Here is a 26,054-nt window from a genome sequence, read left to right on the forward strand (position 1 = left end):
CACCGCCCCTCATCTCATTGACAGCCCACTCGTCACGTCCCGACGCGGTCATTTCTGGATTCCCGGGGAGCGGGTCGCGACGCCGGGGGGTACGGTTCAGCGTGCTCCCATGTTCGTGGCCTGGGAAGCGCCGGAGAACATCACCCAGCCCCATCCGCTGGTGCTGGTGCACGGCGGCGGCGGGCAAGGAACCGATTGGACGGGCACACCCGACGGCCGGCCGGGGTGGGCGCAACGTTTCCTCGAAGCCGGCTTCGCCGTCTACATCGTCGACCGGCCCGCCCACGGCCGCTCCCCCTACCACCCGGATGTCGTGGGGCCCATGGGCGGCGCCTTCCCCTATGAAGCCGCCGCAGGCTTGTTCCTGCCGGAAGAAGCGGCCGGCTCACAGACGCAATGGGGTTATGACCGGGAAATCGGTTCGGCGGACATTGACCAGCTGGTCGCCGCCATGGGCCCGCTACCGGCGGACCTGGCCGAATCGCAGGCGATGGACGGTGATCGGCTTGCAAGGCTGCTCGACCGGATCGGTCCGGCGATCATCGTGACACACTCCGCGGGCGGTCCGGCAGGCTGGCTCGTGGCCGATGCGCGTCCCGAACTTGTTGTGGGCATCGTGGCAGTGGAACCAATCGGCCCTGCATTCGCCGATTTCCCGGGCCTGGGCAGCCTCTCCTGGGGACTCACGGCAACCCCCATGAGCTATGTGCCGTCACAGGCAACCCCGGAAGAGCTGCAGAGTGCCGACCCCGGATCCCTGCGGCTGCCGGCGCTGAAGGGCAAGCCGATCGCCGTCATTACCGGCAGCGCCTCGGGATTCGCCGGGTTCGCGCCAGACGTCGTCGATTTCTTGACCACGGCAGGCGCCGATGCAGAATGGCTCCACCTGAAGGAATTCGGTATCGAGGGCAACGGCCACGGCCTCATCTTCGAATCCAATTCCGATGACACCATCAAGCCCGTCATCGCATGGATCGAAGCACACTGGCCGCGGTCATGAGCGATTCCGACGTCGTTGAAACCGATGTGCTGATTGTCGGTTCCGGACCTGCAGGCGCATCAGCCGCGTTGTTTCTCTCCTCGCTGGGTGTGCAGAACATGATGGTCACGAAGTACCGGTGGACGGCCAACACCCCGCGCGCCCACATCACGAACCAGCGGACCATGGAGATCTTCCGGGACGTGGGCATCGAGGAACAGGTGCTCGCCGAGGCAACACCGCACGCGATGATCGGCGACACGGTCTTCTGCACCTCCATCGCCGGCGAAGAGATTGGCCGCATTCTGACGTGGGGAAACCATCCAGCCCGCCACGCCGACTACGAGCTTGCTTCGCCCTCGTTGAACTGTGACATCCCCCAGACTTACCTGGAGCCGATCCTTGTCCGGAACGCCACCGTACGCGGAACGCAGACGCAGTTCTCCACCGAGTATCTCCTCCATACCCAGGACCCGGACGGAGTCACCGTCCGGGTCCTGGACCGGGTCACCGGCAACGAATACAGCATCCGTGCCAAGTACCTGATTGGCGCGGACGGCGCCCGGTCCAAGGTCGCGGCGGACATCCAATTGCCCTACGAGGGCCGGATGGACATTGCCGGGTCGATGAACATCACGTTCAAGGCGGACATCACGGAACTGGTGGGGCACCGCCCCTCGGTCCTGTACTGGGTGATCCAGCCGGGGTCGAACATCGGAGGCATCGGCGCCGGCCTGGTACGCATGGTCCGGCCCTGGAACGAATGGTTGATCGTCTGGGGTTACGACATCACCAAAGAACCCCCGGAAGTGACCGACGACGCTGCCACGGAGATAGTCCGCAACCTGATCGGGCTCCCGGATCTCGAGGTGGAAATCACGGGCACGTCGCTCTGGGGAAACAACGAACAGTATGCCACCGAACTGCGGTCCGGGCGGGTGTTCTGCGCAGGGGACGCCGTGCACAAGCACCCGCCCAGCAACGGGCTGGGTTCCAACTCTTCCATCCAGGACTCATACAATCTGGCATGGAAACTGGCCGCTGTCCTCAGCGGACAAGCGGGCGAGGAGCTTCTGGACAGCTACAGTGCGGAACGGGCACCGGTGGCCAGGCAGATAGTGCTGCGCGCCAACCAGTCCGGCCGCGAGTTCGGCCAGCTGTTCCAAGCGCTCGGAATCGACGGGGCGGAATCAGCCGAGGAAATGCGCGCCCTGATCGAGTCGCGCAAGGACAACAGCCCCGCAGGCGCAGCCAAGCGCGCGGCCGTCCAGGAAGCGATGGAACTCAAGAACTACGAGTTCAACGCCCACGGCGTGGAACTTGGCCAGCACTACGTCTCAACGGCCGTGGTCGGGGACGGCAGCACCAAGCCGGCACCGTCCCGCGACCCCGAGCTGTACTACGAGCCCTCCACCTACCCCGGAGTGCGGCTACCCCACGCGTGGGTTGGCGACAATAACAAAAAGCACTCCACCCACGACCTGGCGGCCTACGACCAGTTCACGCTCTTCACCGGCATTACCGGCGAGGACTGGGCCACCGCTGCCCGGAAGGTCAGCGATCAGCTTGGCGTGAAGGTAAAGGCAGTGGTGATCGGACCTGGCCGTGACGTCACCGACCTCTATTTCGACTGGGCGAAACTGCGCGGCGTCGAAGAAGACGGGGCGGTCCTGGTGCGGCCGGACAAACACGTCGGCTGGCGTGCCGCCCGCTTGCCTGAAAATCCTGAAACCGCCCTCCGGGACGCCATGTCCGCCATCCTGAATCGAGGCACGCCAGCGTGAGCCTGAACTTTAACCACGTCACCCTGGGCCAGCGGGTCCTTTTTGGCTCCGGGAAGGCTGCCGAGAACCTCGCGGCCGAGGTCGAGCGCTTGGGTGCCAGGACTGTGATGGTCATCGCCTCTGCGTCCGAGGAACAGGCCGCCCGGGGCGTCACTGCGGGTATAACCGTGGCATTACAGTACGACGACGTCGCCCCGCACGTGCCGCTCGAGAAGGCCGAAAAGGCCCGCGCGGCCGCCGCCGGGCATCACGTCGACCTGATCGTATGCGTCGGCGGGGGTTCGACGACGGGCCTGGCCAAAGCCATTGCATTGACCTCCGGCCTGCCAATCATTGCTGTCCCCACCACCTATGCCGGGTCCGAGGCCACCAATGTGTGGGGCATGACGGAATCATCCCGCAAAACCACCGGCGTGGACGACGTGGTCCTTCCCGTCACGGTGATTTATGACGCCGAACTCACGCTCTCGCTGCCTGCGGAACTCTCCGTGGCCTCCGGCTTGAACGCCCTGGCCCACTGCGTGGACTCCATGTGGGCTCCACGGGCAGACCCGATCAACAGTGCCCTCGCTGCGGAAGGCATCCGTGCACTCTGCGAGGGCCTGCCGGCAGTCAAGGCAGACCCTGCCGGGTTGGAGGCACGGGAACAGGCCCTGTACGGGGCCTACCTCGCCGCGGTCGCCTTCTCGTCGGCCGGATCCGGGATGCACCACAAGATCTGCCACGTCCTGGGCGGGGCCTACAACCTGCCGCATGCCCAGACGCATGCCACCGTACTTCCCTACGTGCTTGCGTTCAACGCACCCCGCGCGCCCGAAGCCGCAACACGCATAGCGGCTGCCTTCGGCGCGGCGGACGCCGTCACCGGGCTGAACCGGCTGCGGGGCGTGCTTGACGCGCCGAAAGCCCTGAAAGGCTTCGGCATGGCCGAACATGCCATCGGCGAAGCCGTGGAGCTCATCCTCCCCGTCATTCCCGACTCCAACCCCAGGCAGGTCACGGCCGAGAACCTCACCGAGCTGATCACTGCCGCCTACTTCGGCACCACGCCGGGCCTCTAGAAAGACAACACACATGACCAGTACTATCCCCTCCGCAGTTTCCGCCGAGCAGGAAGCAGTTGAACAGCAGCTCGTCGACGCCGTCGTAGCTTCATTCGACAACACCGAAGATCCGAGGCTGCGCCAGCTTATGCAGGCCCTCACCAAGCACCTCCACGCCTTCATCCGCGAAGTACGCCTCACCGACGACGAGTGGAACAGTGCGATCCGGTTCCTCGCCGAAGCCGGGCACATCACTGACGACCAGCGCCAGGAATTCATTCTCCTCTCGGATGTCCTCGGGGCATCCATGCAGACCATCGCCGTGAACAACCAGGCCTACCGCGGCGCCACGGAGTCAACAGTGTTCGGGCCCTTCTTCGTGGAGGATGCACCCGAAATCGCCAATGGCGGTGACATCGCCGGCGGTGCGCCCGGACAACCCTGCTGGGTCGAGGGCACTGTCACAGACACCGAAGGCAATCCCGTCGCCGGAGCCCGGATCGAGGTCTGGGAAGCTGACGAGGACGGCTTCTATGACGTCCAGTACTCGGAGCACCGGGTAGGCGGGCGGGCCCATCTTTACTCGGATGAACAGGGCCGCTACCGTTTCTGGGGGCTGACCCCCACGCCGTATCCCATTCCGCACGACGGACCGGTCGGCAAAATGCTCGCCGCCACGGGTCGTTCCCCCATGCGCGCCTCGCACCTGCATTTCATGGTCACCGCCAAAGACATGCGGACGCTCGTCACGCACATCTTCGTCCGCGGCGACAGGCAGCTCGACATCGGCGACAGCGTCTTCGGCGTCAAGGAATCCCTGATCAAGGTCTTCGAGGAGCAAGCCCCCGGCACTCCAACCCCGGACGGGCGGAGCCTCGGGACACGCACCTGGTCCCGCACCCGCTTCGACGTCGTCCTGGCCCCGAGCACAGTGTGAGCGGCGGGACGGGCACATGACAGCCTGCCGAGGCGGCCGCAATGTGTCAGCGGCGGCTCACAGCCGGAGTCAGCGGGCGGACCAGCCGCCGTCCATGGTGTAGCTGGCGCCCGTGACCATGCCGGCGTCGTCCGAGGCGAGCCAGGCCACCAGGGACCCCACTTCCTCCGGCTCCACGAGGCGCTTCACGGCGGATTCGGTCAGCATGACCTTGGCAAGCACCTCGGACTCCGGGATGCCGTGGACCTTCGCCTGATCCGCGATCTGCTTCTCCACCAGCGGCGTCCGGACGTAGCCGGGGTTGATGCAGTTCGACGTGACGCCATGGGCGCCGCCCTCCAGCGCGGTGACCTTGCTCAGCCCTTCCAGCCCATGCTTGGCGGAGACGTAGGCGCTCTTGAACGGCGAGGCACGCAGGCCGTGCACGGAGGACAGGTTGATGACCCGGCCCAATCCGTTGGCGTACATGTGCGGCAGGGCGGCCCGGATCAGCAGGAAGGGGGCCTCGAGCATGAGGGTGATGATGCGCCGGAAGTCCGCGGGATCGAAGTCCTGGATGGGGCTGATCCGCTGGATGCCGGCGTTGTTGACGAGGATGTCGCAATCCAGGGTCAGGGCCTGGAGGGCTTCGACGTCGAGCAGGTCGACGGCCCAGGCCGTGCCGCCCAGCTCGTCGGCGAGGGCGGCAGCCGCAGCGCCGTCGACGTCGGCGATCGTCACCTTGGCGCCGCGCGCCGCGAGTGCCCGGGCGCTGGCCGCGCCGATTCCGCTGGCACCGCCCGTGACGAGGGCCTTGCGGCCGTTCAAGCTGCTCTCCATGTCTGCACTCCTCAATTCGCGCCGGATAGCGGCCCAGGCGCGGCAGGATGCCCGGCGCTGAGCAGCTTTCCTGAGTATTGCCGCAGACGGTGGGCGATTCAATGGTCAAACCGGCACCCCTTGTGTGCAGAATTGCAGATATGAAGGCAAACCCCGACGACCTCCTCGTGCTGCTGGCCGTTTCCCGCTCCGCAAAGTTCACGACGGCGGCCCAGGCCTTGGGGCTGAACCACACCACCGTCTCCCGCCGGATAGCCGCCCTGGAGAAGGCACTGGGCGGCCGGGTGCTGTCCCGGGCCGCGGGCGGCTGGGAACTGACGGACCTCGGTATTGAAGCCGTCCAGGTGGCCGAGCGGGTGGAGGAGGCCGTCGGGGCGCTTGGGCAGACCGGCCGCGCGGCGGACCCCATCACCGGCGTCGTCCGCATGACCGCAACTGACGGCTTCAGCGCCTACATCGCGGCCCCCGCAGTCGCCCGGCTCCGCCGTCAGCATCCCGGCCTGAGCGTCGAGATCATCACGGTCACCCGGCGTGCGCTCCAGCAGCGCTCAGGGCTGGATATCGAAGTGGTGGTGGGTGAGCCCCAGGTTCACCGGGCCGCGGCGGCCCGGCTTGGTGAATACATGCTCGGCATGTACGCCTCCCGCGACTATCTGGCGGAGTACGGAACGCCCGCGACGGTGGAGGAGCTGACGGCCCACGCCCTGGTGTACTTTGTGGACTCCATGCTCCAGGTGGACGACCTGGACGCGCCGCGCCGGCTGGTGCCGGCCATGCGGGAGGGGCTGAGCTCCACCAACGTCTTTGTCCACGTGGAGGCCACACGCGCCGGCGCCGGGATCGGCTTCCTGCCCTGCTTCGCGGCGGACCTCCACCCCGACCTCGTGCGGCTGCTGCCGGATGAGTTCGCCGAGCGGCTGCCGTACTGGATGGTGTTGCGCCCCGATTCGCTGCGCCGGCCGGCGGTTGCAGCCGTGGTGCAGGCGCTCCGGCAGCAGACCGCCAACCATCGCGAGGCCCTCCTGGGACGGGGCGCGAACTCATCGATTGCTCCGTAACGGCCGTTATGAGGCCTCAAAAAGGCCGTTACGGAGCAATCGACGGGGTTACCGGGTCGCGCCGGACGGGGGCGCCTGCGGCGAAGGCCCGGACCTTGGCGTCATCCCAGATGTGGGCCGGCATCGCGCCGGCCAGGAGGCGCCTTGCCAGCCGGGGATCGTCCTCAAAGGGAAGATCGCTGCCCGCCATGACCATGTTGCCGTAGCGCCGGCCCTTGAGCATTGCGGGGTCGGCGATGATCACTGTGTGCTTGAAGGCATCGGCAATGGTGGCTGCATCCTCCCTGGCGTTCCGCAGGTCGGGAGCGTCGCCGGAGTTCACCACGTAGACCCCGCCCGGGGCCAGGACGCGCTTGGCGTGCGCCGTGAACTCCCGGGTGGTCAGCGGCCGGGGCGTGACCGCACCGGCAAAAACATCGCGGATGACGACGTCGCGGGTCTCCGGGGTCAGGCTCTCGGTGACCTCCCGGGCTTCCCCCACCCGCAGCCGCAGCAGCGGTGCCTTCGGCAGGTCGAACCAGCCGCGGACGTACTCGGCGAGCTTGCCGTCGAGCTCCACGACCACCTGGCGGGCGTCGGGGTACGCGGCATGGAAGTATCGGGCCAGTGAGCATGCTCCCCCGCCCAGGTGCAGGGCCCGCAGCTTGGGCCTCGTGTCGGGGGGCCAGCGCGATTCCACCAGTGCGGCAATCCAGCGCATGTACTCGAAGTCGAGGAACAGCGGGTCGGCTAGATCGATGTGGGAACTCATCACGCCATTGATGCGCAGCAACCACCCCGTGGAGTTGTCCTGGTCCGCGACCAGCTCGCAGTCTCCGGTGTCGATGTAGTAGACGCCCGCAACGGGGCCGTCGGGACGGCTTCCCCTCGGCACCTCCACAACTCCGGGCCCGGCCTGTGCCGCATTCCGGCTGGCCGCCCTGCCACGTTTCGCCATCAGCCGTCCGCCGTTTTCCTCATCCTTTAAGCCTAGTTCACGGCCGGCCGGAGCCGCGGGGGCCGCGGAAACCCGGCAGCGAAGTCCTGCCGGCAGGCGACGACACGAAAAAAATAACAGCAAGGGTACTTACTATTCGATAGTAACCATGCTTACTATTGGTACTCCAGTATTGCTGGTTTGCGATCAGCATCCGATCTTCTTGGAAAGAGAGAGCGAAGATGACAGAGAACCAATGGCCCCAGGACCCGAGCCTCGGCACCCCTACGGCTACCCAGCAGACTACCGTTCGCCCGGCTTCAACCTTCCCGGCGGGTGCTAGCGCCGGAACACCGCTTGGCGAGTCTGCAGGTGCGGACTCGAAGAAGGATGCCGCTAAGGACGAAGCCGCGGCGGTAAGCCGCCAGGCCGCGGATGCGGCACAAAACGTTGCAGGAACGGCCAAGGCAGAAGCGGCCAACGTCGCCGCCGAGGTCAAGACCAACGCGAAGGACCTCTTGGACCAGGCCAGGTCGGGCCTTACCGACCAGGCCGGCACGCAGCAGCAGAAGGTGGCCGAAGGGCTTCGTTCCATCTCCACGCAGCTGCACTCGATGGCCTCCGCGCCCGATCAGCCCGGCGTTGCCAGCGACCTCGTGCGCCAGGCCGCCGAGCGGTCCTCTGCCGTCGCATCCTGGCTGGACGGACGCGATCCCGCTTCCCTGCTGACGGAAGTCAAGTCGTTCGCCCGCCAGCGTCCGGGCACTTTCCTGTTGCTCGCAGCCGGTGCGGGCGTACTCGCCGGACGGCTCAGCCGCAGCCTCAGCGCCGGGGCTCCCGAAGCGACGGGTACCGCGTCGACGGCGTCGGTGTCGCGGGTTCCGGATACCGGCATGGCAGTCCCCCCGCCGTCGGTCCAGCTGCCTGCTCCGGCAACGACGACCGCTGGCGTAGCCGACACCTACCCGCCCAGCCCGTTGAGCTCCGGCACGGGCATCGCCGGCCAACAGGACCGCTGGGGCTCAGAGCCGGTAGTCACCGACCCGCTGGGCGCTGCCCCGCTGAGCGATGACCCCTTCGAGGGTGGTCGTCGATGAGTAGCGAATTGCCTCCCACGGCCGCGCACGCAAAGGCCGAGACCTCGTCCCTGGGTGAGCTCCTGGGCGATGTCACCCGGGACATGTCCACCCTGATGCGGCAGGAAGTCGAGCTGGCGAAGGTCGAGCTCAAGCAGTCCGCCACGCGGGCCGGCAAGGGCGGCGGAATGCTGGCCGGAGCAGGCGTCGCGGGCCATTTCGTGCTGGTCTTCCTCTCGGTGGCGCTCTGGTGGGCGCTCGGAGAGTTGATGGGCCACGGCTGGTCCGCCGTTGTCGTAGCCATTCTCTGGGGCATCATTGCAGCCGTCCTGGCCTCGAAGGGCCGGAAGGAACTGAAGGCGATCAAGGGCCTGCCCCGGACCGCCGAGACGCTGCAGGAAATCCCGCCCACGCTCAAGCCCAACTCTTAGATTTAGCGAGGAAACAGTATGAGTGAAAACCCGGATGCCATCCGAGCAGATATCGAAGCAACCCGCGCGCGCCTCGGCACCAATGTCGACGCGGTGGCGGACAAGGTCACGCCGGCGAACATCGTTCACCGGCAGAGTGACAAGGTCAAAGCGTCCGTCAAAGACGCCGTCTTCGGAGTGAAGGAGAAAGTCATGGGAGCAGCAGACCACGCAGCCGGCAGCGTACATTCGGCGACCGGCAATGCCGGTACGCACCTCGGCAATGCCGGTACGCACCTTGGCAATGCCGGTTCGCACCTTGGCGACGCCGGCTCCGCACTTGCGGACGCGCCCACCCAGATGAAGGCAAAAGCCCAGGGCAACCCCCTGGCGGCCGGTCTGATCGCGTTCGGGGCAGGCCTGCTGGTCTCGTCCCTGATTCCGGCGAGCCAGAAGGAGCGCGAAGCAACCGAGGCACTCAAGTCGGCCGCTGAACCGCTGAAGACGGAACTTACGGACGCAGCCAAGAACGTCGCGGAAGGGCTTAAGGAGCCCGCCCAGGCGGCCATGGAAAACGTCAAGGCAACCGCCGCGGACGCCACCGAAAACGTCAAGGCCGAAGGCCAGGGCGCCGTTTCGGACGTGAAGGACAAGGCTGCGGATGCCAAGGACAACGTCCAGCAGGCTTAGCCCCTAGGATCCGGCCGGCCGCCCTCGCTGATGTGACGGGCGGCCGGCTGCTGCACTGAAACCCCTAAAAGGATGGTCCCCATGGCAAAGAACGACGCCGCAGAGCACGCCCGCCCAAACGCGGAAACCGAGGAGAGCAGTACGGCTAAGGCCCGCAGGGCGCCGGCTCCGGATGACTCCCGCAAGCCGGACAGCCCGGGTGATGTCACCAAGCCCTCGTGGAAGTACATCGCGAAGAAGACTTTGCGTGAATTCACCAAGGACCAGTGTCCTGACCTCGCCGCCGCCCTGACCTATTACTCGGTCCTCTCGCTCTTCCCGGCACTTCTGGCCCTGGTGTCGCTGCTGGGCCTCTTCGGCCAGGCCGAGAAGACCACCGGCGCGCTCTTGGAGATCATCTCGGGTTTTGCCCCGGGTGACACAGTTGAAGCCATCCGGCAGCCGATCCAGGAGCTGACCAGCTCCTCCGCCGCGGGCTTCACGCTCGTGCTCGGCATCCTGACAGCCTTGTGGTCCGCTTCCGGCTACGTGGGCGCATTTGCCCGGGCCACGAACCGGGTCTACGAGATCGACGAAGGCCGGACGTTCATAAAGCTGCGCGGCACGGTACTTGGCGTCACGATCGTGAACCTGCTGATCGTAGTAGTCCTGGCGACCATGCTGGTCCTGACCGGCCCGGTGGCGGAGTCCGTCGGCAACTTGATCGGCCTGGGCGGCACCTTCCTGACCGTGTGGAACATCCTGAAGTGGCCGGTGATGGTGGCGCTCGTCGTGCTGGCCATTGCCATCCTCTACTACGCCACCCCGAACGTGAAGCAGCCCAAGTTCCGCTGGATGAGCCTGGGGTCCTTCATTGCCTTGATCGTCTTCCTGCTGGCTTCGCTCGCCTTCGGGTTCTACGTCGCCAACTTCGGCAGCTACAACAAGACCTACGGCGCGATCGGCGGCGTCATCGTTTCGCTGCTGTGGCTGTGGATCCTGAACATGTCGCTGCTGTTCGGTGCAGAGTTCGACGCCGAGATGGAACGCGGCCGCCAGCTCCAGGCCGGCATCGAGGCTGAGGAGACCATCCAGCTGCCGCCACGGGACACCAAGAAGAGCGACAAGATGCAGGAAAAGGAAGAAGAAGACATCCGGCACGGCCGCGAACTGCGCGAACAGCACAACGCCGACGACGAGGATAACGGCCGGAAGAACGCCGATGAGGCGGACAACGACCGGAAGGGCGCCACGGTCCGCCGCGACGCGGGGGACCAAAGCCCCTAGCCCGGAAGAACCTCCTGCTGTCTACTGGGCCAAGATCCGGCGCGCGGCGCGGGGACAAGCCGGGAGGAAGCATTTGACACCCGAAGCAGGACACAGGCACGGCACAGTGGCGGTGGGCTACGACGGCTCCGAAGCAGCGCAACAGGCTGTGAGGTGGGCCGCCGAGTACGCCGCCACTGTGCATTCCTCGCTCCGGGTGGTGCACGCCTTTGTCTGGCCCGTCTTCACCAAGAACCTCGGGCCGGTCAAGGGGGTGGAAGGCAGCGGGCTGCGGCACGCCGCGGAAACCATCCTGGCGGAAGGGGTCCAGCTGGCACGCCGAGCCTACCGCCCGCTCCCGGACGTAGCCCCGGGCGCCTCAACTGGCGTGAACACCGCCGTCTCCATCGACGGCGGCGGTATGGACGGTGTCGACGTCGACAGGCCCGACGTCGACAGTACAAACGCCGGCGGGCCCGCCGACGACAGTGCCGACGTCGACGGCGTCATGGAAGCCGGGCTGCCGGCCCAGGTTCTCCGGAGTGCGGCGCGCGATGCCCGCCTCCTCGTGATCGGCAGCCGCGGCATCGGCGGCGTACTGGGGCAGCTGGCAGGATCCGTCTGCCTTGACCTGGCGGGCTCCTCCCCCTGCCCGATGATAGTCATCCGCCGTCCGCGCAGCCCCGGCAAACCTGTGGTCACGGGCATCGACGGGACCTCCCGCAGCTCGGCGGCCCTGGCCGGGGGTGTCCATCTTGCGACAAGGCTCCGCACTCACCTGCAGCTGGTCTACATTGACCAGTCCCACGGCAGCGACCACGACGACCACGGCCGCCACGCGCCGCTCCAGGGCCAGGAGGTGCTGGACCGGGCGCTGGCCGAAGCCCGGCTGCTGGCTCCTGACCTGGACGTGGCGGGCACCCTGCTCCACGGCCGCGCCGCCTCCAAGGAGCTGCTGGCAGCTTCGGTCGACGCGGACGTCCTGGTGATCGGAACGCACAACCGGGAGGGCGGGCCGGGCAATACCGTCTCCGCAGTGCTGCACAAAGCGCGCTGCAACGTGCTGATCACGCGCTGACGCCGAGTGGGGGAACGCTCCTACGGCATCAGCTTCACAGCGATCAGCGGGTGAGGAGAGGAGGCAAGGTGCATGCTTGGCGGGTGGTCCGGCCGGGGCCGATCAGGACCGGCCCCATGGCTTTTGCAGAATGCCCTGACCCGCGTCCGGGGCCGGACGAGGTGCTGCTGAAGGTCCGGGCCTGCGGGGTATGCCGGACGGATCTGCATCTGGCCGAAGGCGATCTTGCGCCGAAGCACGACGGGACGGTTCCCGGGCATGAAGTTGTTGGTGAAGTTCTCAGGTGCGGCACGCGGGCAAGCCGGTTCAAACCAGGTGAGCGGGTCGGCGTGGCCTGGCTGGGCCGGACATGCGGTTCCTGCAGGTTTTGCCTGCGCGGTGAAGAGAACCTCTGCCTGGACCCCACGTTCACCGGGTGGGACCGGGACGGCGGGTATGCCGAGCTGGTCACCGTGGCGGAGGAGTTCGCTTATCGCATTCCGGAGGTCTTCCCGGATGAGGAGGCCGCTCCCCTGCTCTGCGCCGGCATCATCGGGTACCGCGCCCTGTCCCGCGCCGAGCTGCCCATCGGCGGCCGGCTGGGCATCTACGGTTTCGGTGCCTCCGCGCATCTGGCAGCCCAGATCGCCCTCTATCAGGGCGCCCGTGTGTATGTCATGACCCGATCCGAGGGTGCCCGCCGGTTGGCCATCGAGCTGGGAGCCACTTTTGCCGGCGGCGCCGAGGAGGAGCCCCCCGACCCGCTGGACGCCGCGATCCTGTTTGCTCCCGCGGGAAGCCTGGTACCGGTGGCGCTGCGTGCCCTGGACCGCGGCGGGACCCTCGCGGTGGCGGGCATCCATCTCAGTGACATCCCGCCGCTGAACTACGCCCGCGAACTGTTCCAGGAACGCCAGGTCCGCAGCGTCACGGCCAACACCCGCGCCGACGGCGAGGAGTTCTTCCAGATCGCCGCCGAGATCCCGCTGCGCCCGTCGGTGGTGACCTACCCGTTTTCCTCCGCGGACAAGGCGCTGCTGGACCTGGCGGAGGACCGGATCACCGGCGCCGCCGTGCTGCAGATGGGCGGGGGCGCCTAGCGGACCAGGGCCAGGGCGAAGCCGTCCCAGCCTTTGGAGCCCACGGTCTGGATGACCGTCCCGTCCAGCCTCGGATCCTCGCCCATCAGGGTCACGGCGCTGATGATTCCCGGCGCGTTTTCGGGATCCAGGTCCGCGTCCAGCAGCGCGCCCTCCCAGACCACGTTGTCCATCACCACGGTTGTGCCGGGACGGCCCAGCCGGATGGCCCAGTCCAGGTAATGCGCGTTGTTTTCCTTGTCCGCGTCAATAAAGATGAAGTCGAACGGCGCTGCGCCTTCATTCTCGAGGGCCTGCAGGGTGTCCAGCGCGGCGCCGACCCGGACCTCCACCTTGGCACCCAGACCGGCTGCGTCGACGTTCGCGCGGGCCACCTCGGCATGCCGGGGCAGGTACTCGCAGGTGACCAGCTGGCCGTCGTCGGGCAGGCCCTGTGCCATCCATATCGTGCTGAAGCCAGCCAGGGTGCCGATCTCCAGCACGCGGCGGGACCCGGAAAGCCGGACCAGCAGCTTGAGAAGCTTGCCCGCGTTGGGTGCGACTTCGATGGGTGGCATGCCCGCTTCAAGGGCACTCGTCACGGCACGGTCGAGGGAACTGTCCGGACGGACCACAACCTCTGTCAGGAAGTTCTCGACGGCGGTCCAGCGTGGTGTGCTCTGATGCTCGATCATGCCCCAGTCTGACAGTTCACCCCGCCGGGCGGTAGCGTTCCCGCCCCGGGGCTTTGCCCTACCCTGCGTCCTCCGCGGCACCGCCACCGATCGCCGCTTCAAGCCGTTCCAGCTTGCCGGTCAGTTCACCGGAATAGCCGGGGCGGATATCGGCCTTGATCACCAACGAGACACGGCTGCCGTAGCGGCCCACGGCCTCCGTGGCGCGCTTCACCACCGCGAAGACTTCATCCCACTCCCCCTCGATGGTGGTGAACATCGAGTCGGTATGGTTGGGCAGCCCGGACTCCCGGACGATCCGCACCGCCTCCGCGACGGCGTCATGGACCGAGGCGTCATCGGCTGCGGTTGAGGGAACCGGCGGCGCATCCGCAGCGCCGGCGGTGGCAACGGGACGGCCTGAGGGGGCGACAGAGAACGCAAGCAACATGGTTCCAGTCTGCCATGCGGCGCGGGGCCACCGGATGCCGCGGACGGGCCGTTGAGGCAGGGAAATCGTCATGTTGATACCTACCGGCCAGTATCAGCTTTACTGAACCTCCGCGTTGCTACCCTAGGCAGATGAACCGGGCAGTAGAAGGCAGGCCGCTCCGCGCTGACGCGGCACGGAATGTGGACAAGATCATCACCGCGGCCCGCGCCTGTTTCCGCGAACACGGCCCCGAAGTCCCGCTGCAGACCATTGCTGTCACCGCCGGCGTGGGCCCGGCGACGCTGTTCCGTAATTTCGCGGATAAGGAAGAACTGGTCCTTGCGGCGCTGAACCGGCAACTCCGGCGCCTGGTTGACCCCGTGATCGACGAGGCCCTGACCGGGCCGGACGCGGCGGAGGGGCTCTTCCGCGTCATCAATGCCGTGATGGGCGTCGCCAGCGAGGAAGCCAACCTGCTCGGCGCCGTCGCCGGACGGCGCGGGCTGTTGGCCGGGATCACCGGTGAGCTGTTCGAATCGATAGCGGTGCTGCTCGGGCGTGGCCAGGGTCAGGGTTCGCTGCGCAGTGACATCTCCATGACGGACCTGATCCGGCTGCTCGCCATGCTGATCGGCGCCGTGGACACCATGGAAGCCGGATCGGACGCCTGGCGACGGCCGGTGGCGCTCGTGGAGGACGCCATCCGCGCGGAACGGCCCGACCGCCCGTTGCCGCCGCAATCGCCGTTGCCCGGGACGTCCTTCGACACTATCCTCGGCTAATGCCGATTCCTTGGGACCTGATTGCCCCCGTCGTCGGTGGTCTCCTGCTGGTTTACGTCGCCCTCCTGGTGCTCCTCGGCGCATACGCACGCCGGCACCCCGAGACGGTCAGCATGAAGGACGCGCTGCGGCTGCTGCCGGACCTGCTCCGGCTGCTCCGCCGCTTGCTCTCGGACCGCACCCTGGCGGTTGGGCTGCGGATCCGGCTGGCGCTGCTGCTGGCGTATCTGCTGTCCCCCATCGACCTCGTCCCCGACTTTGTGCCCGTGATCGGCTATGCGGACGACGTCATCATCGTGGCCCTGGTCCTGCGGTCCGTGATCGCGCGGGCCGGCATTGAGGCGCTGCAGAAGCACTGGCCGGGCACGCCCGAAGGGCTGCTGCTCGTGCTCCGCCTGGCCGGGATGGCCGCCCCGCGGTAGGCACGACGCCAACGGGAGGTTCGCTCCCACCGGACCGCTTGCGGCTTGCCGGTTGCCGCTTGCGGGCTGCGGCAGTCAGCTCCAGCCCAGCAGCCGCAGTCCGGCCGCAGCGCCCGCGCCGGCAAGCACCACCACGAGGAACGGCGCGCGGAAACACAACGCGATGCCGGCCGCGGCCAGCGCGCCCAGCCGGGCATCCAGCGCCAATGACTGGCCCGACGCCACGGCGTTCACGACCGTCAGGGATGCCAGCAGCCCGATGGTCATGGTGCCGGCGACCCGGGACATGCGCGGATTACGGAGCAGGCTGGCGGGAACGAGGTAGCCCAGGAGTTTCCAGGCGTAGCCCATCAGGCAGGCCAGCAGAACCCAGAGCCAGAGGTTCATGCCGTCTCTCCGGACGGGTGGTGTGCGGAACGGGCGGGATGATGCCCGGTGTAGGGGTCCACGTCCGGTTCCATCCCTTCGTCGCTGCGGCCATGGCTCAGCCAGCCGATCGTGGCCGCGACCACGGCGACCACGGCGGCCACCAGGATCGGCACCCCGGCGGGCACGAACGGGACGGCCAGCACCGTCGCCAGCGCACAGACGACGGCGATCGCCACGGGTTCGCGGCCTTTCAGCCGGGGCCAGAGCAGGCCCAGGAACGCCGCGACCGCAGCGCCGTCGAGCCCCCATTGTTTGGGATCCCCCAGGGCCGCCCCCGCGAGCGCGCCGACGGCGGTGAACAGGTTCCAGAGGGCGAAGATGCCGAGGCCGGCCGTCCAGAAGCCGCGCTTTTGCTCCAGCGGATCCGTCTGGCCGGTACTGGTCGCGGTGGACTCGTCGATGGTCACGTGGGCGGAGGCGAACCTCAGCCATCCCCGCGGCTGGAGCAGGGCGTTGATCTGCATACCGTAGATTCCGTTGCGCATGCCCAGCAGCGTGGCGGCGCCCATCGCCGCGACTCCGGAGCCTCCTCCCGCCACCACACCGATGAAGGCAAACTGCGATCCCCCGCTGAAGAGCAGGAGGCTCAACGCCATGGTCTGCCAGAAGTCCAGGCCGGAGGTGACCGAGAGGGCACCAAAGGACACGCCGTAGAGGCCGGTGGCAATGCTGATCGACAGCCCCACCCGCACCGCGGGCGACTGTAGGAGCTTCACCCCAGCCGTCCCGGTACCCGGGCGCCGACCAGCGGCAAGGCGCGCGGCAGCATGGCGCCCTGCGGCAAGGCGCTGGGAGCAACCGCGGAAGAGGTCTGGGTGGCCCGGCCGGACCAGCAAAAAGGCATGAATCAACTCAATCACAGCAACCGACCGCGTTGAAACCGGGCGGAGGCTGCGCCGTCGGGGATCCTGCTCAGGAGGCGAGGAAGTCAGCGACGGCGCCGTCGATTGCTTCGGGAGCAAAGACTTGGCGCATGACAAGCGTAGCCAGCCCGTGTATCGCGGAGTCGTCGCCGGGGTCGCCTGCCTCAACAATCAGGCCGTCAGCAATCCTGTCGGCGACGTCGGCCAGAACCCGGGCCCGCACGCGGTCCACCATGCCCGCTATGGATCCGATTTTGCCTCCGAGTACAAGGCGGTCGGGATTGATCGTCGTTATTGTCGCCGCGAGAGCACGTCCGAGGACGTCTGCAGCCGCCGCCAGGAGTTGCGAAACTTGGCTATCAGGGACGCGGGCAGCCTCCCGGACGGCATCGGGGCTGACGTAGCTATCGCCGTCGAGCTGTGCTGCTATCGCCCGTCCCGAACTGTACGCCGCGAGGCATCCGTGGCGTCCACACCGGCAGAGCGGCCCGTTGTCCGCTATCCGGATATGCCCGATGTCGCCGGCAGCTCCGTGGGCACCCCTGAGGATCGAACCCTCGACGACGATGCCGCAACCGATGCCCGTGGCCACTTTGACATACACGATGGTTTCGGAATCGCTTTTCCGCTCGCCGAGTGCTGCCGCGCGGGCGTCGTTTTCCACCACGAGGGGCACATGCCATGCCTGGGAAAACGCCTTCGTCACCGCGTCCGGGCGCCATTCGGGGATGGTGGTGGCGTGGGCAACGAACCCGGTCCCGGCTTCAACGGGAGTAGGCAGGCTGACGCCGACACCGGTCAGGACTTCACCGGTTCCCTGCCCGAGCAACGACTTTCCGGCTCCGATCAGGGGCGAGAGAACCTGGTCGGAGGGACCGCTGATGTCGTGCTGGACGGTGACCGACCGCAACGGGAACCCTTCGGTGTCCGTCACGGCGACAGTGGCATGCGTCTGGCCGAGCGCGAAGACCAGAATGACCCGGCCGCGGTTGTCGAAGCGGATCCTGCGTGAGCGGCGGCCTCCCGTGGCCTCCAGGGACTCCGCCTCGTAGACGAAGCCGTGACGGAGCAGAGCCTCAAGTCGCTCGTAGAGCGTCGCGCGGGACATGCCCGTCGCGGAGAGAAGTTGCTGACGGGAGAGACCGTCCGCTGACCGGATCAACTCCAGCAGGTGCCCATGGGAGGTTGCTCCGCCAGGACTGGCCGGCATTCGTTCAACCGTCATTTGTGTCCCTCCCGTCACCGACTACCAACATAGTTCATCGGAAAGTCCGCGGGCGGTCCTCGCTATCGGGACGGGCCGGCGCCGTCGACGGGCGCGCCATCCCCGAGCCATTCCAGCGCGGCCGCGGCAGTCCACGCCTGGGCCAGGCTTCCGAGGGGTTCGCCGGTGAACGGCTCGTAGTATTCTCCGAATTTCACGTCGGAGAGTTGCCGCAGAGATTCCACGCGCAGCGTGTTGTGCAGTTCCGACTGCCCGTCGCGGGCGCACGCCCAGCCCAGCAGCAGGTTCAGGAACGGCCACACCGGCCCGCGCCAGTAGGTGCGGGCCCGGAAGGCCGGGCTGGCCGGGGAGGTGGAGGGCGGCAGCGCAAACTGGAGGCCGGGGAATCCCATCCAGTCCGGGCCCAGCAGGGTCTCGCGTTGGGCATCGAGGAGTGCCGGCTCGCCACCTGCCACGAGAGGGGCAAAGCCGGAGACCGTGTCGGTTGCGATCCATCGCCCGGCCCGGACGTCGAAATCGCGGGCCAGCCCGGTTGCGGGATCCACCGTGGCGGCCACACCGGCGCGGAAGCGCGCCGAGATCTCCCGGAGTTCGGCAGCCTCCGGACGTCCGATGTCATCCGCCAGTTCAGCCAGGACCTCACTTGAGGCCGCCATGATGCCCGAAAAAAAGACATCGCGGACGCGGAAGTCCACCGTTTCCTGCACGGCCTGGTCGTCGAAGCCCACCGAGGCCATCTGCTGGACGAGCCAAAGGTACTTGGCGTACTCGGCGTCGTCCGGGCGTTCGCTCGCGTCGGACACGTGCAGGGTGTCCCGGCGGGTGAACGGCTCGAGGTGACCTGGCTGGATGGCCGCATACGGCCCGTCCCAGCGCGGAGAATTGTCGAAGCCGGACTCCCACCCGTGGTGGATCTCGATCAGTCCCACCCGGTCCGGGTCTCGTACGTCGGCCAGCCAGCGGTGCCAGGCAAGCCAGCCGTCGAAGGAATCGCGGAGGAACTGTTCGGCAGCCGCCTGGTCGGTGCCGCCGTTTTCGCGCGCCCGGTCCAGGATGTGGCGCAGCGCTATCGCGTGCACCGGAGGCTGGCAGATCCCGCTGCTCTTGACGTGGGCCGGACGGGCGGCGGCCGCGGCGGTTCCCCAGCGGTCGAAGCCGGGAAAGTAGCCGGTGTCGTTGTCGCTGAACACGATGTGGGGAATCATTCCGGTGGACCACTGGGCATCGAGCAGGGTGCGCATCTCGGTGATGGCCCGGGGCACATCGAACCTTGCCAGGCCGATGGCGACGAAGGCTGCGTCCCAGCTCCACATGTGCGGGTAGAGGTTGGGCGCGGCGGTGGTCATCGTCCCGAGGTCGTTCACCCGCAGGACTTCAATGGCCGCTTCACGCAGTTGTTCCGTGCTGATGATCTGGTTGGTGGTCATTTGGCCTCCAGTGCCATTGAAGTTTCGCGGTCGTAGAAGCGCATGGTGTTGGGCGAGAAAGTGAGCCAGATGGTCTGTTGCGGGGCCGTCCGGAACGTCGGCGGGGCCTGGACCTTGACCGTCTGCCCCTCGACGTCGACCGTGAGCAGGATCGTGGACCCCATGGGTTCGACCACCAGGACCGTGCCGGCGATATCACCGGAGGAACGCTCGGTTCCGACCCCTACATTTTCGGCACGGATGCCGAGGACGACGTCGGAAGCCCGGAAGGAGCGCAGCAGGGACGGAGCCATCAGCTTCTGGTCCCCGACCACCAGTGTGTCGCCGTCGGCCGTTACGGCAGCGTCGATGAAGTTCATCGGCGGGGATCCGATGAACCCTCCCACGAAACGGTCGCCGGGGGCGTCGTAAACATCGAGCGGGTCGCCGAGCTGGGCGATCCTTCCCTTGCGCATGACGGCCACCTGGTCGCCCAGGGACAACGCTTCACTCTGGTCGTGCGTGACGTAGACGGTGGTGGTGCCCAGGTCCTGCACGATCTTCTTCAGCTCGGAGCGGAAGGTCAGGCGCAACAGGGCGTCCAGGTTGGAAAGGGGTTCGTCCATGAGCAGGACATCAGCGTCCATGACGATGGCCCGGGCGACGGCGACGCGCTGGCGTTGCCCGCCCGAGAGCTGCGCGGGCAGCCGGTCCAGGTACGGGCTGAGCTGCAGCAGTTCTGCGGCCCACTGGACCTTTTTCTCGACCTCGTTTTTGGGCATCTTTGCCATGTGCAGGCCGAAACCGATGTTGTAGCGGACGGACCGGTGCGGAAATACCGCGTAGGACTGGAACACCATGGAGATGTTGCGCTTGTTCGGCGGCTGGTACGTGACGTCGCGGCCGCCGATGGCGATGGAACCCGAGTCCGGAAGCTCCAGGCCGGCGAGCATCCGCAGAAGAGTGGTTTTGCCGCAGCCGGAGGGGCCGAGGAGGACGGTGAACTCGCCGTCGGCGATTTCGAGGGACACGTCGTCGGTGGCCCTTTCGGTCCCGCCGGGATAGGTCTTGACGAGGTGCGAGATGGAGATGTCAGCCATGGGATCGGCTCCTTGAACGATGCTGGAAGAAGGAAGGAAGGGGGCGTGCTAACGGATGGTGGAGCCCCACATGTTGGTGAGGTACCGGCGCATCAGTGCGATGAAGATGATGGACGGAATGACCAGGGCGAAGCCGCCGGCAAACCTGTAGGCCAGGGGCGAATCGGCGAGCGAGGTGAGGACCTGGGCCGGGAGCGTCCGGTGGTCCAGGGTCAGGATCGATGCACCCAGGACTTCGTTCCAGGACATGACGAAGGTGAAGATCGAGGCGGCGGCGATGCCGGGAAGCGCCATCGGCATCACTACCTTCAGAAAAGCCTTGAAGGGGGTGCAGCCGAAGACCCGGGCGGCCTCCTCGACGTCGTGGGGCACGCCGAGGAAGACGCTCGCCGAGATGAGGATCGTCGTGGGGAGGGCCAGCGCCGTGTGCAGCAGAATGACGCCGTATGTCGTGTCGTACATGTCCACTGTCAGGAAGAGCCGGGCCAGCGGAACGGAGAGCACCACGATGGGCAGTGCGCGGGTGAAGAGCAGGAAGAGCTGGTACGGGTCTTTGCCGGGGAAGGCAAAGCGTGCCAGGGCGTACCCGGCCGGTACGCCGATCAGGGCGGAGAGAAGCAGGGTTCCCACGCCCACGATCAGCGAGTTGCCCAGGGCCCCGAAGACGCCGGTGGATCCGAGGAAAGCGTTGAGCGTGTCAAAGGAGAAGCTGGTGGGCAGCAGGCTCAGGGGGAACTTGTTGAGTGACTCCCTGGTGGACAGTGCAGCCAGTGAGATCAGGTAGATCGGTACCAGCATGAAGAGCGAAACCGCGATGCAGGCGGCCTGGAGCAGGACCCTGTTGCGCTTCTGCCGTTTCAGCGGAGCCGTGTCAACGGTTATCTGGCTCATCGGAGGCCTCCCTGGTTCTTTTCGCGGAGAGCCCGCAGGTAGAAGACTGACGTCAGCATGGACACCACGAGGATGACCAGGGCGAGCGCCGCTGCGACATTGGGGTTTTGCAGGCCGGTGTACCAGCGGTAGGTTTCGCCGACGACCAGCGGGAAGTTTTGGCCGGTCAGGGCCTGGGCTACGGCAAAAGTCTGGAACGCCAGAATGGTGCGCAGGATCAGCGCCACCTGCAGGCTGGGCTTGAGCAGCGGGAGCGTCACGAAGCGCAGGCGCTGCCAGAAGGTGGCCCCGAAAACCTGGGCGGCCTCATCGTAGTCCTTGGGTATGCCCTGGAGGCCGGCCACCACGATGACCAGGACCAGTGAGGTTGCCCTCCACAGTTCGGCGATGAGAACACAGATGAACATCGTCGTCTGGTTGTCATACGCGAGCCATGATGTGCCTTCGAGGCCGAACCACGACAGTACGGAGTTCAGGTAGCCGCGGTCGTTGAAGATGGCCAGCCACACCAGGCCGGCGGCCAGGTCGCTGAGCGCCAGCGGGATGGCCCAGACGAAAAAGTGGACTTTGTGCAGGCGCGGGTTTGCGCGCAGCAGCAGCGCCATCGTGATGGCGAACGCGAACTGGATCGGAATCATGACAGCGATCAACAGCAGGGTGTTGCGGACGGCCGGCCAGAAATACGGGTCCTGCACCATGCGGGTCACGAACTCGAGCGTGAATCCCTTGTCGTTTTGGAACGCCTGCAGTACGCCCTCAACCACGGGCCAGCCAAGCAGAAGCACCATGAAAAGGACGGACGGGCCGATAAGCCAGACTGCGGCAGGAACACGACGGCGGGGAGCCCCGACGGTCGTTGGAGTGGGCGCCGTCGGCGCTTGAACGGTCATTAGGCTACCTCGCATTTCGCGGAGATGGGGTCCGGTGCCCAGCACGGCACATTCAGTGTGTTCAGGATGGTGTTGAGCTCCCTGGCCTGGCGGTCGAGGACCGGCTGTACGTCGCCGTTGTTCAGGCAGATCTCCTGGAAGCAGTTCTTGAAGATCTGTGACACTTCGCCTTCCTTGGTACCCAGACCGACCGGCGGCAGTGCCAGCAGGGCGCCGGCGGACCGCTGCTGACGGCGGACGGCGGCTGCTTCGAGGGCGACGGCGCCGACCAGGTCGGTGGGAAGTTCGGTCTGCACCACGGGGAAGAAGGCGTTGCGGCGCAGCGTCTCGATTTGTGTCAAGGGTTCGGACAGCCCGCGGATGACCTGCTCTGCCAGATCGCGGTCCTTTCCGCCGTTCGGCAGGGCAAGTCCGGCGACGATAAGCATGTAGCCGCGGCCCTTGGGCCCGCGCGGCGCGGGAACCATCAGCCAGTCATCGGGCTTGTCCGCGGGGGCGTTGACGAGCCTTGCCACGTGGTCCCAGGCCACCAGCACCTCGCCCCGGCCGAGCGGCTCCTGCATGGAGTCGTAGTTCGTCGAGGCAGGTGCCATGTAGCCCCACAGTTCCTGCATGTAGTTCCAGGCCGCGACCGCGTCGGGATTGCGGAAGGTCGTGATCTGGCCTCCCGTGAAGCTCGGCAGCAGGAATCCCTGGTAGAAGCGGTGGTGCAGGCCTTTGGGGCCAGCAGGCATTCCGAACACCGGGCGCCCGGCCCCCTGCTTGGCCGCCTTCGCCCAGGCCAGGTAATCCTCGTAGCTCAGGTCGTTGACATCCACGCCGGAGGGGAGCCACTCCAGGGCCTTCTTGTTGACGGCGACGACGTAGGTCGCCTGCATCCAGGGGATGTACTTCGAGGTGGAGCCGCCCACCTTGGTCAGGTCGAGCATTTCCTTGGTGAAGCCGCGTCCGGACAGGTCCCGCAGGATGTTGTCGACGTCGTCCAGGGAACCCGACAGGGGTGCGAGTTCACCATGCAGCCCGCCGAGCAGGGAGGTGCGGATATTCTGCGCCGCCGCCTGGGACTTCACCGTTGAAGCGAAGACGCCCGGGTCAACGGAGTTGTAGGCAACAGGCACACGGACGAACTTCTTCAGCACGGTTTCGTAGCGCTGCTTCTCTTCCACCGGCGTGAACTGTGTGGAGAGGAACCCGACGGTCCCTTGCCCCGCCGCCGCACCGCTGGTGTCGAAACCGGCGCAGGCGGACAGGAACGGCACCGAGAGCGCCGTGCCCAGGCCGGCGAGCAGCATGCTGCGCCGGCTGGGAAGGCGGGGAGGGGCCGAGAAATGGTCGCTCATTGACTACTCCAATCGGATGTGCACCGCTGCACATCTTTCGTCTAAGCATCAGACAAAAGTAGTCGAGTGTCAAGAGTCACACTTTTCCGGCGGTTGTTTACAGGTCCCGGATAAGGGCGTGCAGCGCCTTCAGATGACGGCCCAGCGCCGCACGGCCCTCGTCGGTCAGGCTCAGCCAGGTCCGCGGCCGCTTGCCCGCGTAACCCTTCTTGGCGTTCACGTAGCCCGCGCTTTCCAGCACCCCGACCTGCTTGCTCAGCACGGGGTCGCTTACCTCGATGATGTCCCGCACGACTCCGAACTCAGCCTCGTCAACCTTGGCCAGTGCCGCCACGATGCTCAGGCGGACCGGCAGGCTCAGATACTCGTCGAGGTCGAGCCGCGGGTGCACCGAGGCGCCGTCGGCGTTCACTTGGCACCGCGCCAAAGTCCGGCTGTGGCCAGGGGAAGTGCCGTCAGGACGGCGTAGGGCAGCCACAGCCACCAGGCGCGGTTGTCCGTCGTGCCCAGCAGCGCGACGCCGACACCGTAGAGCCCCAGGGTCAAGGCGAAGGCGGCCGAATACGCGCTTTGTCCAGCCGCGGCTGGACGCCCGCCGCCGCCGTTCGTGCCACCGGACGGTCCCCACCATGCAGGCAACAAAGGCCGCGGTGGCGACGACGTTCAGCCATGCGTTGCGCTGCGGATAGACGTAGACAACGACGAGGAGATACAGCGCCACGAGGGTGCCCATCAGCAGTGCGTAGCGGCGTCCGAACAGCGCGGCTGAGCGCGACAGGCGCTCCCCTCCGCCTCCGCCCGACTCCGCCGCCTGCAGTTGATCGCGGAGGTTCTGCTGCGCTTCGCCGGCATGATCGTTGGTCATCGGTTCTCCTCAACAAGGTCTTGGATGGGTGGTGCTAATGAGGACAACTGTAGATAACTACTTTCCAGTTGGAAAGTAGTTATCGGAACTTATTTTTCGTCCGCCTGCGCGACATCGTGCGAGGCTAGTCGCATGGATCTGGAGGTTTCGTCCGCGCTCACGATTCCCGCCGCGGAACTCGACTGGCGGTTCTCCCGTTCGTCCGGGCCCGGCGGCCAGCACGTCAACACCTCGGACAGCCGGGTGGAACTCTCGTGGAACGTCGCCGGCTCGGCGGCTCTTTCGGATGCCCAGCGGTTGTTGCTGAACGAGCGCCTGGGACGACGACTCATCGCAGGAGTCGTGACCGTAACCGCCTCCGAGCAACGCTCCCAACTGCGCAACCGCGAGCTGGCCCTGGCCAAACTTTCCGCCCTCGTGGCAGAGGGCCTTGCTCCCGGCGCAGCCCGCCGTCGTGCGACCAAACCCACCCGGGGCTCGAACCGCCGGCGCCTCGCCGCAAAGCAACAAAGGGCAGCGACAAAACTTCAACGAAAGCGGCCGACCGCCGACTGACCACATTCGTGCCAACCAGTTTCACCGCCCTTATGGTCCGGGGTGGCAGGATCTCGTACGGCACAGGGCGCCTGCCGCAATTCGCTAAGCTACAGAGCACAGCCCCGCCAGGAGGTACCCGATGATCCGACGAAATGACGTACTCTCGGCCGAAAAGCGAATCAGGAGTTATGTCCGGCGCACGCCCCTGCTACGCGGGGGCAGCGCGTCCGCTCCGCTGTGGTTCAAATGCGAGTTCCTGCAACACACAGGCGTGTTCAAAGCCCGAGGAGCATTCAACCGCCAGCTCGCTGCCTTGGAACGCGGGGAGCTGGACCCCGACGTCGGCATCGTCGCCGCGTCCGGCGGAAACGCCGGGCTGGCGAATGCGTACGCCGCCGCGGCGCTGGGGGTCCCCGCCACAGTGTTCGTACCGGAGAACGCGCCGCGCGTTAAGGTCGAACGCCTCCTGGCGTACAGGGCGACTGTCCGGCAGGTTGGCGCGGAGTACATCGAGGCCTACGGTGCTGCAATGGAATACGTCGGGCGGAGCGGCGCCCTGTTCTGCCACGCCTACGACCAGCCCGAGATCGCCGCGGGAGCCGGGACCATCGCCGAAGAGATTCTCCAGGACGAACCCGGCATCGACACCATCGTCGTCGCCGTCGGCGGTGGCGGCTTGTACGCGGGCCTGGCCGCGGCGGCGGCAGGCAGGGCAAGGATCGTCGCCGTCGAGCCCTTCACCATCCCGACCCTGCACGCGGCACTGGAAGCAGGCCGGCCCGTCGACGTGGCCGTTTCCGGGATCGCCGCGGACTCCCTGGGAGCGCGGCGGGTGGGTGAGATCGCGTTCAGCATGGCTTCACAGGACCCGCCAACCTCAGTACTGGTGCCTGATGAGGCAATCATTGCCGCTCGGGCACAGCTGTGGAGCGAGTACCGTATCCCCGCCGAGTACGGGGCCGCGACGGCTTTCGCGGCACTCACCGCCGGGGCCTACGTTGCCCAGGACGACGAGCGCGTGGCCGTTATCATCTGCGGAGCGAATACCGATCCGCGCACCCTCGGCAGCACCGCCTAGGTACCGGGCCGAGCGGCGGGAGACTT

Annotated in this window: 28 protein-coding genes; 15 read left to right on the top strand and 13 right to left on the bottom strand. The window is 66.7% G+C overall.

Annotated elements, in window-relative coordinates; translation table 11 throughout:
- Positions 1-109 precede the first annotated feature (109 nt).
- Genes QFZ65_RS18895 through QFZ65_RS18910 form a run of 4 tightly spaced genes read left to right on the top strand, consistent with a single transcriptional unit; the run spans position 110 to position 4,743 of the window.
- Positions 110-1,000, top strand: coding sequence for an alpha/beta fold hydrolase (locus QFZ65_RS18895; protein WP_306912386.1), 891 nt, complete (start codon positions 110-112; stop codon positions 998-1,000).
- Complete coding sequence (locus tag QFZ65_RS18900) at positions 997-2,763, top strand: FAD-dependent monooxygenase (RefSeq protein ID WP_306912388.1); 1,767 nt, start codon at positions 997-999, stop codon at positions 2,761-2,763. The genes QFZ65_RS18895 and QFZ65_RS18900 overlap by 4 nt, the downstream gene beginning before the upstream one ends.
- A complete protein-coding gene (locus tag QFZ65_RS18905) occupies positions 2,760-3,824 on the top strand; it encodes a maleylacetate reductase (RefSeq protein ID WP_306912390.1) in 1,065 nt (354 codons plus the stop codon). Before QFZ65_RS18900 ends, QFZ65_RS18905 begins: the two co-directional genes overlap by 4 nt.
- A 13-nt stretch (positions 3,825-3,837) precedes the next feature.
- Positions 3,838-4,743 (top strand): dioxygenase, encoded by a 906-nt coding sequence (locus QFZ65_RS18910; protein WP_306912391.1) that lies wholly within the window; start codon positions 3,838-3,840, stop codon positions 4,741-4,743.
- A gap of 69 nt (positions 4,744-4,812) precedes the next feature.
- On the opposite strand, the gene QFZ65_RS18915 is transcribed toward QFZ65_RS18910, so the two are convergent.
- Positions 4,813-5,562: a 3-hydroxybutyrate dehydrogenase gene (locus QFZ65_RS18915; RefSeq protein WP_306912394.1), complete on the bottom strand. Its 750-nt coding sequence runs from the start codon at positions 5,560-5,562 to the stop codon at positions 4,813-4,815.
- 140 nt (positions 5,563-5,702) lie between these two features.
- Here QFZ65_RS18915 and QFZ65_RS18920 point away from each other — a divergent pair, with 140 nt between their 5' ends.
- Positions 5,703-6,620, top strand: a complete 918-nt coding sequence (locus QFZ65_RS18920; protein WP_306912396.1) for a LysR family transcriptional regulator — start codon at positions 5,703-5,705, stop codon at positions 6,618-6,620.
- A 28-nt stretch (positions 6,621-6,648) separates the two neighbouring features.
- Here the strand turns inward: QFZ65_RS18920 and QFZ65_RS18925 are convergent, their stop codons facing one another.
- Positions 6,649-7,557, bottom strand: coding sequence for a spermidine synthase (locus QFZ65_RS18925; RefSeq protein ID WP_306912398.1), 909 nt, complete (start codon positions 7,555-7,557; stop codon positions 6,649-6,651).
- Between the two features lie 221 nt (positions 7,558-7,778).
- Here QFZ65_RS18925 and QFZ65_RS18930 point away from each other — a divergent pair, with 221 nt between their 5' ends.
- The 6 genes from QFZ65_RS18930 (at position 7,779) to QFZ65_RS18955 (ending at position 13,114) form a co-directional block, all read left to right on the top strand.
- A complete protein-coding gene (locus QFZ65_RS18930) occupies positions 7,779-8,633 on the top strand; it encodes a hypothetical protein (protein WP_306912401.1) in 855 nt (284 codons plus the stop codon).
- On the top strand, positions 8,630-9,043 hold the full coding sequence (locus QFZ65_RS18935) for a phage holin family protein (RefSeq protein WP_306912403.1): 414 nt from the start codon (positions 8,630-8,632) through the stop codon (positions 9,041-9,043). The genes QFZ65_RS18930 and QFZ65_RS18935 overlap by 4 nt, the downstream gene beginning before the upstream one ends.
- 18 nt (positions 9,044-9,061) lie before the next feature.
- Positions 9,062-9,712 (top strand): DUF3618 domain-containing protein, encoded by a 651-nt coding sequence (locus QFZ65_RS18940; RefSeq protein ID WP_306912404.1) that lies wholly within the window; start codon positions 9,062-9,064, stop codon positions 9,710-9,712.
- Positions 9,713-9,793: 81 nt separating this feature from the next.
- Positions 9,794-10,978 carry a YihY/virulence factor BrkB family protein gene (locus tag QFZ65_RS18945; protein WP_306912406.1) on the top strand — a complete coding sequence of 395 codons (1,185 nt, stop codon included), beginning with the start codon at positions 9,794-9,796 and terminating at the stop codon, positions 10,976-10,978.
- Positions 10,979-11,051: 73 nt separating this feature from the next.
- Positions 11,052-12,035 carry a universal stress protein gene (locus QFZ65_RS18950; RefSeq protein WP_306912408.1) on the top strand — a complete coding sequence of 328 codons (984 nt, stop codon included), beginning with the start codon at positions 11,052-11,054 and terminating at the stop codon, positions 12,033-12,035.
- A gap of 83 nt (positions 12,036-12,118) precedes the next feature.
- Complete coding sequence (locus QFZ65_RS18955; RefSeq protein WP_373427648.1) at positions 12,119-13,114, top strand: zinc-dependent alcohol dehydrogenase family protein; 996 nt, start codon at positions 12,119-12,121, stop codon at positions 13,112-13,114.
- Here QFZ65_RS18955 and QFZ65_RS18960 read toward each other — a convergent pair.
- Positions 13,111-13,788: an O-methyltransferase gene (locus QFZ65_RS18960; RefSeq protein WP_306912412.1), complete on the bottom strand. Its 678-nt coding sequence runs from the start codon at positions 13,786-13,788 to the stop codon at positions 13,111-13,113. The two genes, QFZ65_RS18955 and QFZ65_RS18960, sit on opposite strands and share 4 nt — an antisense overlap.
- Before the next feature lie 58 nt (positions 13,789-13,846).
- Positions 13,847-14,218 (bottom strand): thiamine-binding protein, encoded by a 372-nt coding sequence (locus QFZ65_RS18965; RefSeq protein ID WP_306912414.1) that lies wholly within the window; start codon positions 14,216-14,218, stop codon positions 13,847-13,849.
- Between the two features lie 131 nt (positions 14,219-14,349).
- Here QFZ65_RS18965 and QFZ65_RS18970 point away from each other — a divergent pair, with 131 nt between their 5' ends.
- The gene (locus tag QFZ65_RS18970; RefSeq protein WP_306912416.1) at positions 14,350-14,982 is read left to right on the top strand and encodes a TetR/AcrR family transcriptional regulator; all 633 of its coding nucleotides are present in this window, start codon (positions 14,350-14,352) and stop codon (positions 14,980-14,982) included.
- Positions 14,982-15,404 (top strand): YkvA family protein, encoded by a 423-nt coding sequence (locus tag QFZ65_RS18975; protein WP_306912417.1) that lies wholly within the window; start codon positions 14,982-14,984, stop codon positions 15,402-15,404. The genes QFZ65_RS18970 and QFZ65_RS18975 overlap by 1 nt, the downstream gene beginning before the upstream one ends.
- A gap of 75 nt (positions 15,405-15,479) precedes the next feature.
- On the opposite strand, the gene QFZ65_RS18980 is transcribed toward QFZ65_RS18975, so the two are convergent.
- From QFZ65_RS18980 to QFZ65_RS19020, 9 genes are all read right to left on the bottom strand, one after another.
- Positions 15,480-15,791, bottom strand: coding sequence for an AzlD domain-containing protein (locus tag QFZ65_RS18980; protein WP_306912419.1), 312 nt, complete (start codon positions 15,789-15,791; stop codon positions 15,480-15,482).
- On the bottom strand, positions 15,788-16,549 hold the full coding sequence (locus tag QFZ65_RS18985) for an AzlC family ABC transporter permease (protein WP_306912421.1): 762 nt from the start codon (positions 16,547-16,549) through the stop codon (positions 15,788-15,790). The genes QFZ65_RS18980 and QFZ65_RS18985 overlap by 4 nt, the downstream gene beginning before the upstream one ends.
- 196 nt (positions 16,550-16,745) lie before the next feature.
- Positions 16,746-17,921 (bottom strand): ROK family transcriptional regulator, encoded by a 1,176-nt coding sequence (locus QFZ65_RS18990; RefSeq protein ID WP_306912423.1) that lies wholly within the window; start codon positions 17,919-17,921, stop codon positions 16,746-16,748.
- 62 nt (positions 17,922-17,983) lie between these two features.
- Complete coding sequence (locus QFZ65_RS18995; protein WP_306912424.1) at positions 17,984-19,348, bottom strand: glycogen debranching protein; 1,365 nt, start codon at positions 19,346-19,348, stop codon at positions 17,984-17,986.
- Positions 19,345-20,427 carry an ABC transporter ATP-binding protein gene (locus QFZ65_RS19000; protein ID WP_306912426.1) on the bottom strand — a complete coding sequence of 361 codons (1,083 nt, stop codon included), beginning with the start codon at positions 20,425-20,427 and terminating at the stop codon, positions 19,345-19,347. The genes QFZ65_RS18995 and QFZ65_RS19000 overlap by 4 nt, the downstream gene beginning before the upstream one ends.
- Before the next feature lie 48 nt (positions 20,428-20,475).
- Entirely contained in the window at positions 20,476-21,318 is an 843-nt protein-coding gene (locus QFZ65_RS19005) for a carbohydrate ABC transporter permease (protein ID WP_306912428.1), read from the bottom strand.
- On the bottom strand, positions 21,315-22,208 hold the full coding sequence (locus QFZ65_RS19010; RefSeq protein ID WP_306912430.1) for a carbohydrate ABC transporter permease: 894 nt from the start codon (positions 22,206-22,208) through the stop codon (positions 21,315-21,317). The genes QFZ65_RS19005 and QFZ65_RS19010 overlap by 4 nt, the downstream gene beginning before the upstream one ends.
- A complete protein-coding gene (locus QFZ65_RS19015) occupies positions 22,208-23,548 on the bottom strand; it encodes an ABC transporter substrate-binding protein (RefSeq protein ID WP_306912432.1) in 1,341 nt (446 codons plus the stop codon). Before QFZ65_RS19015 ends, QFZ65_RS19010 begins: the two co-directional genes overlap by 1 nt.
- Positions 23,549-23,645: 97 nt before the next feature.
- Positions 23,646-24,413, bottom strand: a complete 768-nt coding sequence (locus tag QFZ65_RS19020) for a transcriptional regulator (protein ID WP_306912433.1) — start codon at positions 24,411-24,413, stop codon at positions 23,646-23,648.
- Between the two features lie 132 nt (positions 24,414-24,545).
- On the opposite strand from QFZ65_RS19020, the gene arfB reads away from it, so the two are divergent.
- Both arfB and QFZ65_RS19030 read left to right on the top strand, forming a co-directional pair.
- On the top strand, positions 24,546-24,968 hold the full coding sequence (gene arfB / locus QFZ65_RS19025; RefSeq protein WP_306912436.1) for an alternative ribosome rescue aminoacyl-tRNA hydrolase ArfB: 423 nt from the start codon (positions 24,546-24,548) through the stop codon (positions 24,966-24,968).
- A 121-nt stretch (positions 24,969-25,089) separates the two neighbouring features.
- Positions 25,090-26,028, top strand: a complete 939-nt coding sequence (locus QFZ65_RS19030) for a threonine/serine dehydratase (protein ID WP_306912438.1) — start codon at positions 25,090-25,092, stop codon at positions 26,026-26,028.
- Positions 26,029-26,054 lie beyond the last annotated feature (26 nt).

It is taken from the genome of Arthrobacter sp. B3I9, assembly GCF_030816935.1.
Lineage (GTDB): Bacteria > Actinomycetota > Actinomycetes > Actinomycetales > Micrococcaceae > Arthrobacter.

Bases quoted from the DNA above. Each gene is read 5' to 3' on its own strand.
- QFZ65_RS18895 (WP_306912386.1), top strand. From the start codon at position 110: ATGTTCGTGGCCTGGGAAGCGCCGGAGAACATCACCCAGCCCCATCCG.
- QFZ65_RS18900 (WP_306912388.1), top strand. From the start codon at position 997: ATGAGCGATTCCGACGTCGTTGAAACCGATGTGCTGATTGTCGGTTCC.
- QFZ65_RS18910 (WP_306912391.1), top strand. From the start codon at position 3,838: ATGACCAGTACTATCCCCTCCGCAGTTTCCGCCGAGCAGGAAGCAGTT.
- QFZ65_RS18915 (WP_306912394.1), bottom strand. From the start codon at position 5,562: ATGGAGAGCAGCTTGAACGGCCGCAAGGCCCTCGTCACGGGCGGTGCC.
- QFZ65_RS18920 (WP_306912396.1), top strand. From the start codon at position 5,703: ATGAAGGCAAACCCCGACGACCTCCTCGTGCTGCTGGCCGTTTCCCGC.
- QFZ65_RS18925 (WP_306912398.1), bottom strand. From the start codon at position 7,557: ATGGCGAAACGTGGCAGGGCGGCCAGCCGGAATGCGGCACAGGCCGGG.
- QFZ65_RS18930 (WP_306912401.1), top strand. From the start codon at position 7,779: ATGACAGAGAACCAATGGCCCCAGGACCCGAGCCTCGGCACCCCTACG.
- QFZ65_RS18935 (WP_306912403.1), top strand. From the start codon at position 8,630: ATGAGTAGCGAATTGCCTCCCACGGCCGCGCACGCAAAGGCCGAGACC.
- QFZ65_RS18940 (WP_306912404.1), top strand. From the start codon at position 9,062: ATGAGTGAAAACCCGGATGCCATCCGAGCAGATATCGAAGCAACCCGC.
- QFZ65_RS18945 (WP_306912406.1), top strand. From the start codon at position 9,794: ATGGCAAAGAACGACGCCGCAGAGCACGCCCGCCCAAACGCGGAAACC.
- QFZ65_RS18960 (WP_306912412.1), bottom strand. From the start codon at position 13,788: ATGATCGAGCATCAGAGCACACCACGCTGGACCGCCGTCGAGAACTTC.
- QFZ65_RS18965 (WP_306912414.1), bottom strand. From the start codon at position 14,218: ATGTTGCTTGCGTTCTCTGTCGCCCCCTCAGGCCGTCCCGTTGCCACC.
- QFZ65_RS18970 (WP_306912416.1), top strand. From the start codon at position 14,350: ATGAACCGGGCAGTAGAAGGCAGGCCGCTCCGCGCTGACGCGGCACGG.
- QFZ65_RS18975 (WP_306912417.1), top strand. From the start codon at position 14,982: ATGCCGATTCCTTGGGACCTGATTGCCCCCGTCGTCGGTGGTCTCCTG.
- QFZ65_RS18980 (WP_306912419.1), bottom strand. From the start codon at position 15,791: ATGAACCTCTGGCTCTGGGTTCTGCTGGCCTGCCTGATGGGCTACGCC.
- QFZ65_RS18990 (WP_306912423.1), bottom strand. From the start codon at position 17,921: ATGACGGTTGAACGAATGCCGGCCAGTCCTGGCGGAGCAACCTCCCAT.
- QFZ65_RS18995 (WP_306912424.1), bottom strand. From the start codon at position 19,348: ATGACCACCAACCAGATCATCAGCACGGAACAACTGCGTGAAGCGGCC.
- QFZ65_RS19000 (WP_306912426.1), bottom strand. From the start codon at position 20,427: ATGGCTGACATCTCCATCTCGCACCTCGTCAAGACCTATCCCGGCGGG.
- QFZ65_RS19005 (WP_306912428.1), bottom strand. From the start codon at position 21,318: ATGAGCCAGATAACCGTTGACACGGCTCCGCTGAAACGGCAGAAGCGC.
- QFZ65_RS19010 (WP_306912430.1), bottom strand. From the start codon at position 22,208: ATGACCGTTCAAGCGCCGACGGCGCCCACTCCAACGACCGTCGGGGCT.
- QFZ65_RS19015 (WP_306912432.1), bottom strand. From the start codon at position 23,548: ATGAGCGACCATTTCTCGGCCCCTCCCCGCCTTCCCAGCCGGCGCAGC.
- QFZ65_RS19020 (WP_306912433.1), bottom strand. From the start codon at position 24,413: ATGACCAACGATCATGCCGGCGAAGCGCAGCAGAACCTCCGCGATCAA.
- arfB (WP_306912436.1), top strand. From the start codon at position 24,546: ATGGATCTGGAGGTTTCGTCCGCGCTCACGATTCCCGCCGCGGAACTC.
- QFZ65_RS19030 (WP_306912438.1), top strand. From the start codon at position 25,090: ATGATCCGACGAAATGACGTACTCTCGGCCGAAAAGCGAATCAGGAGT.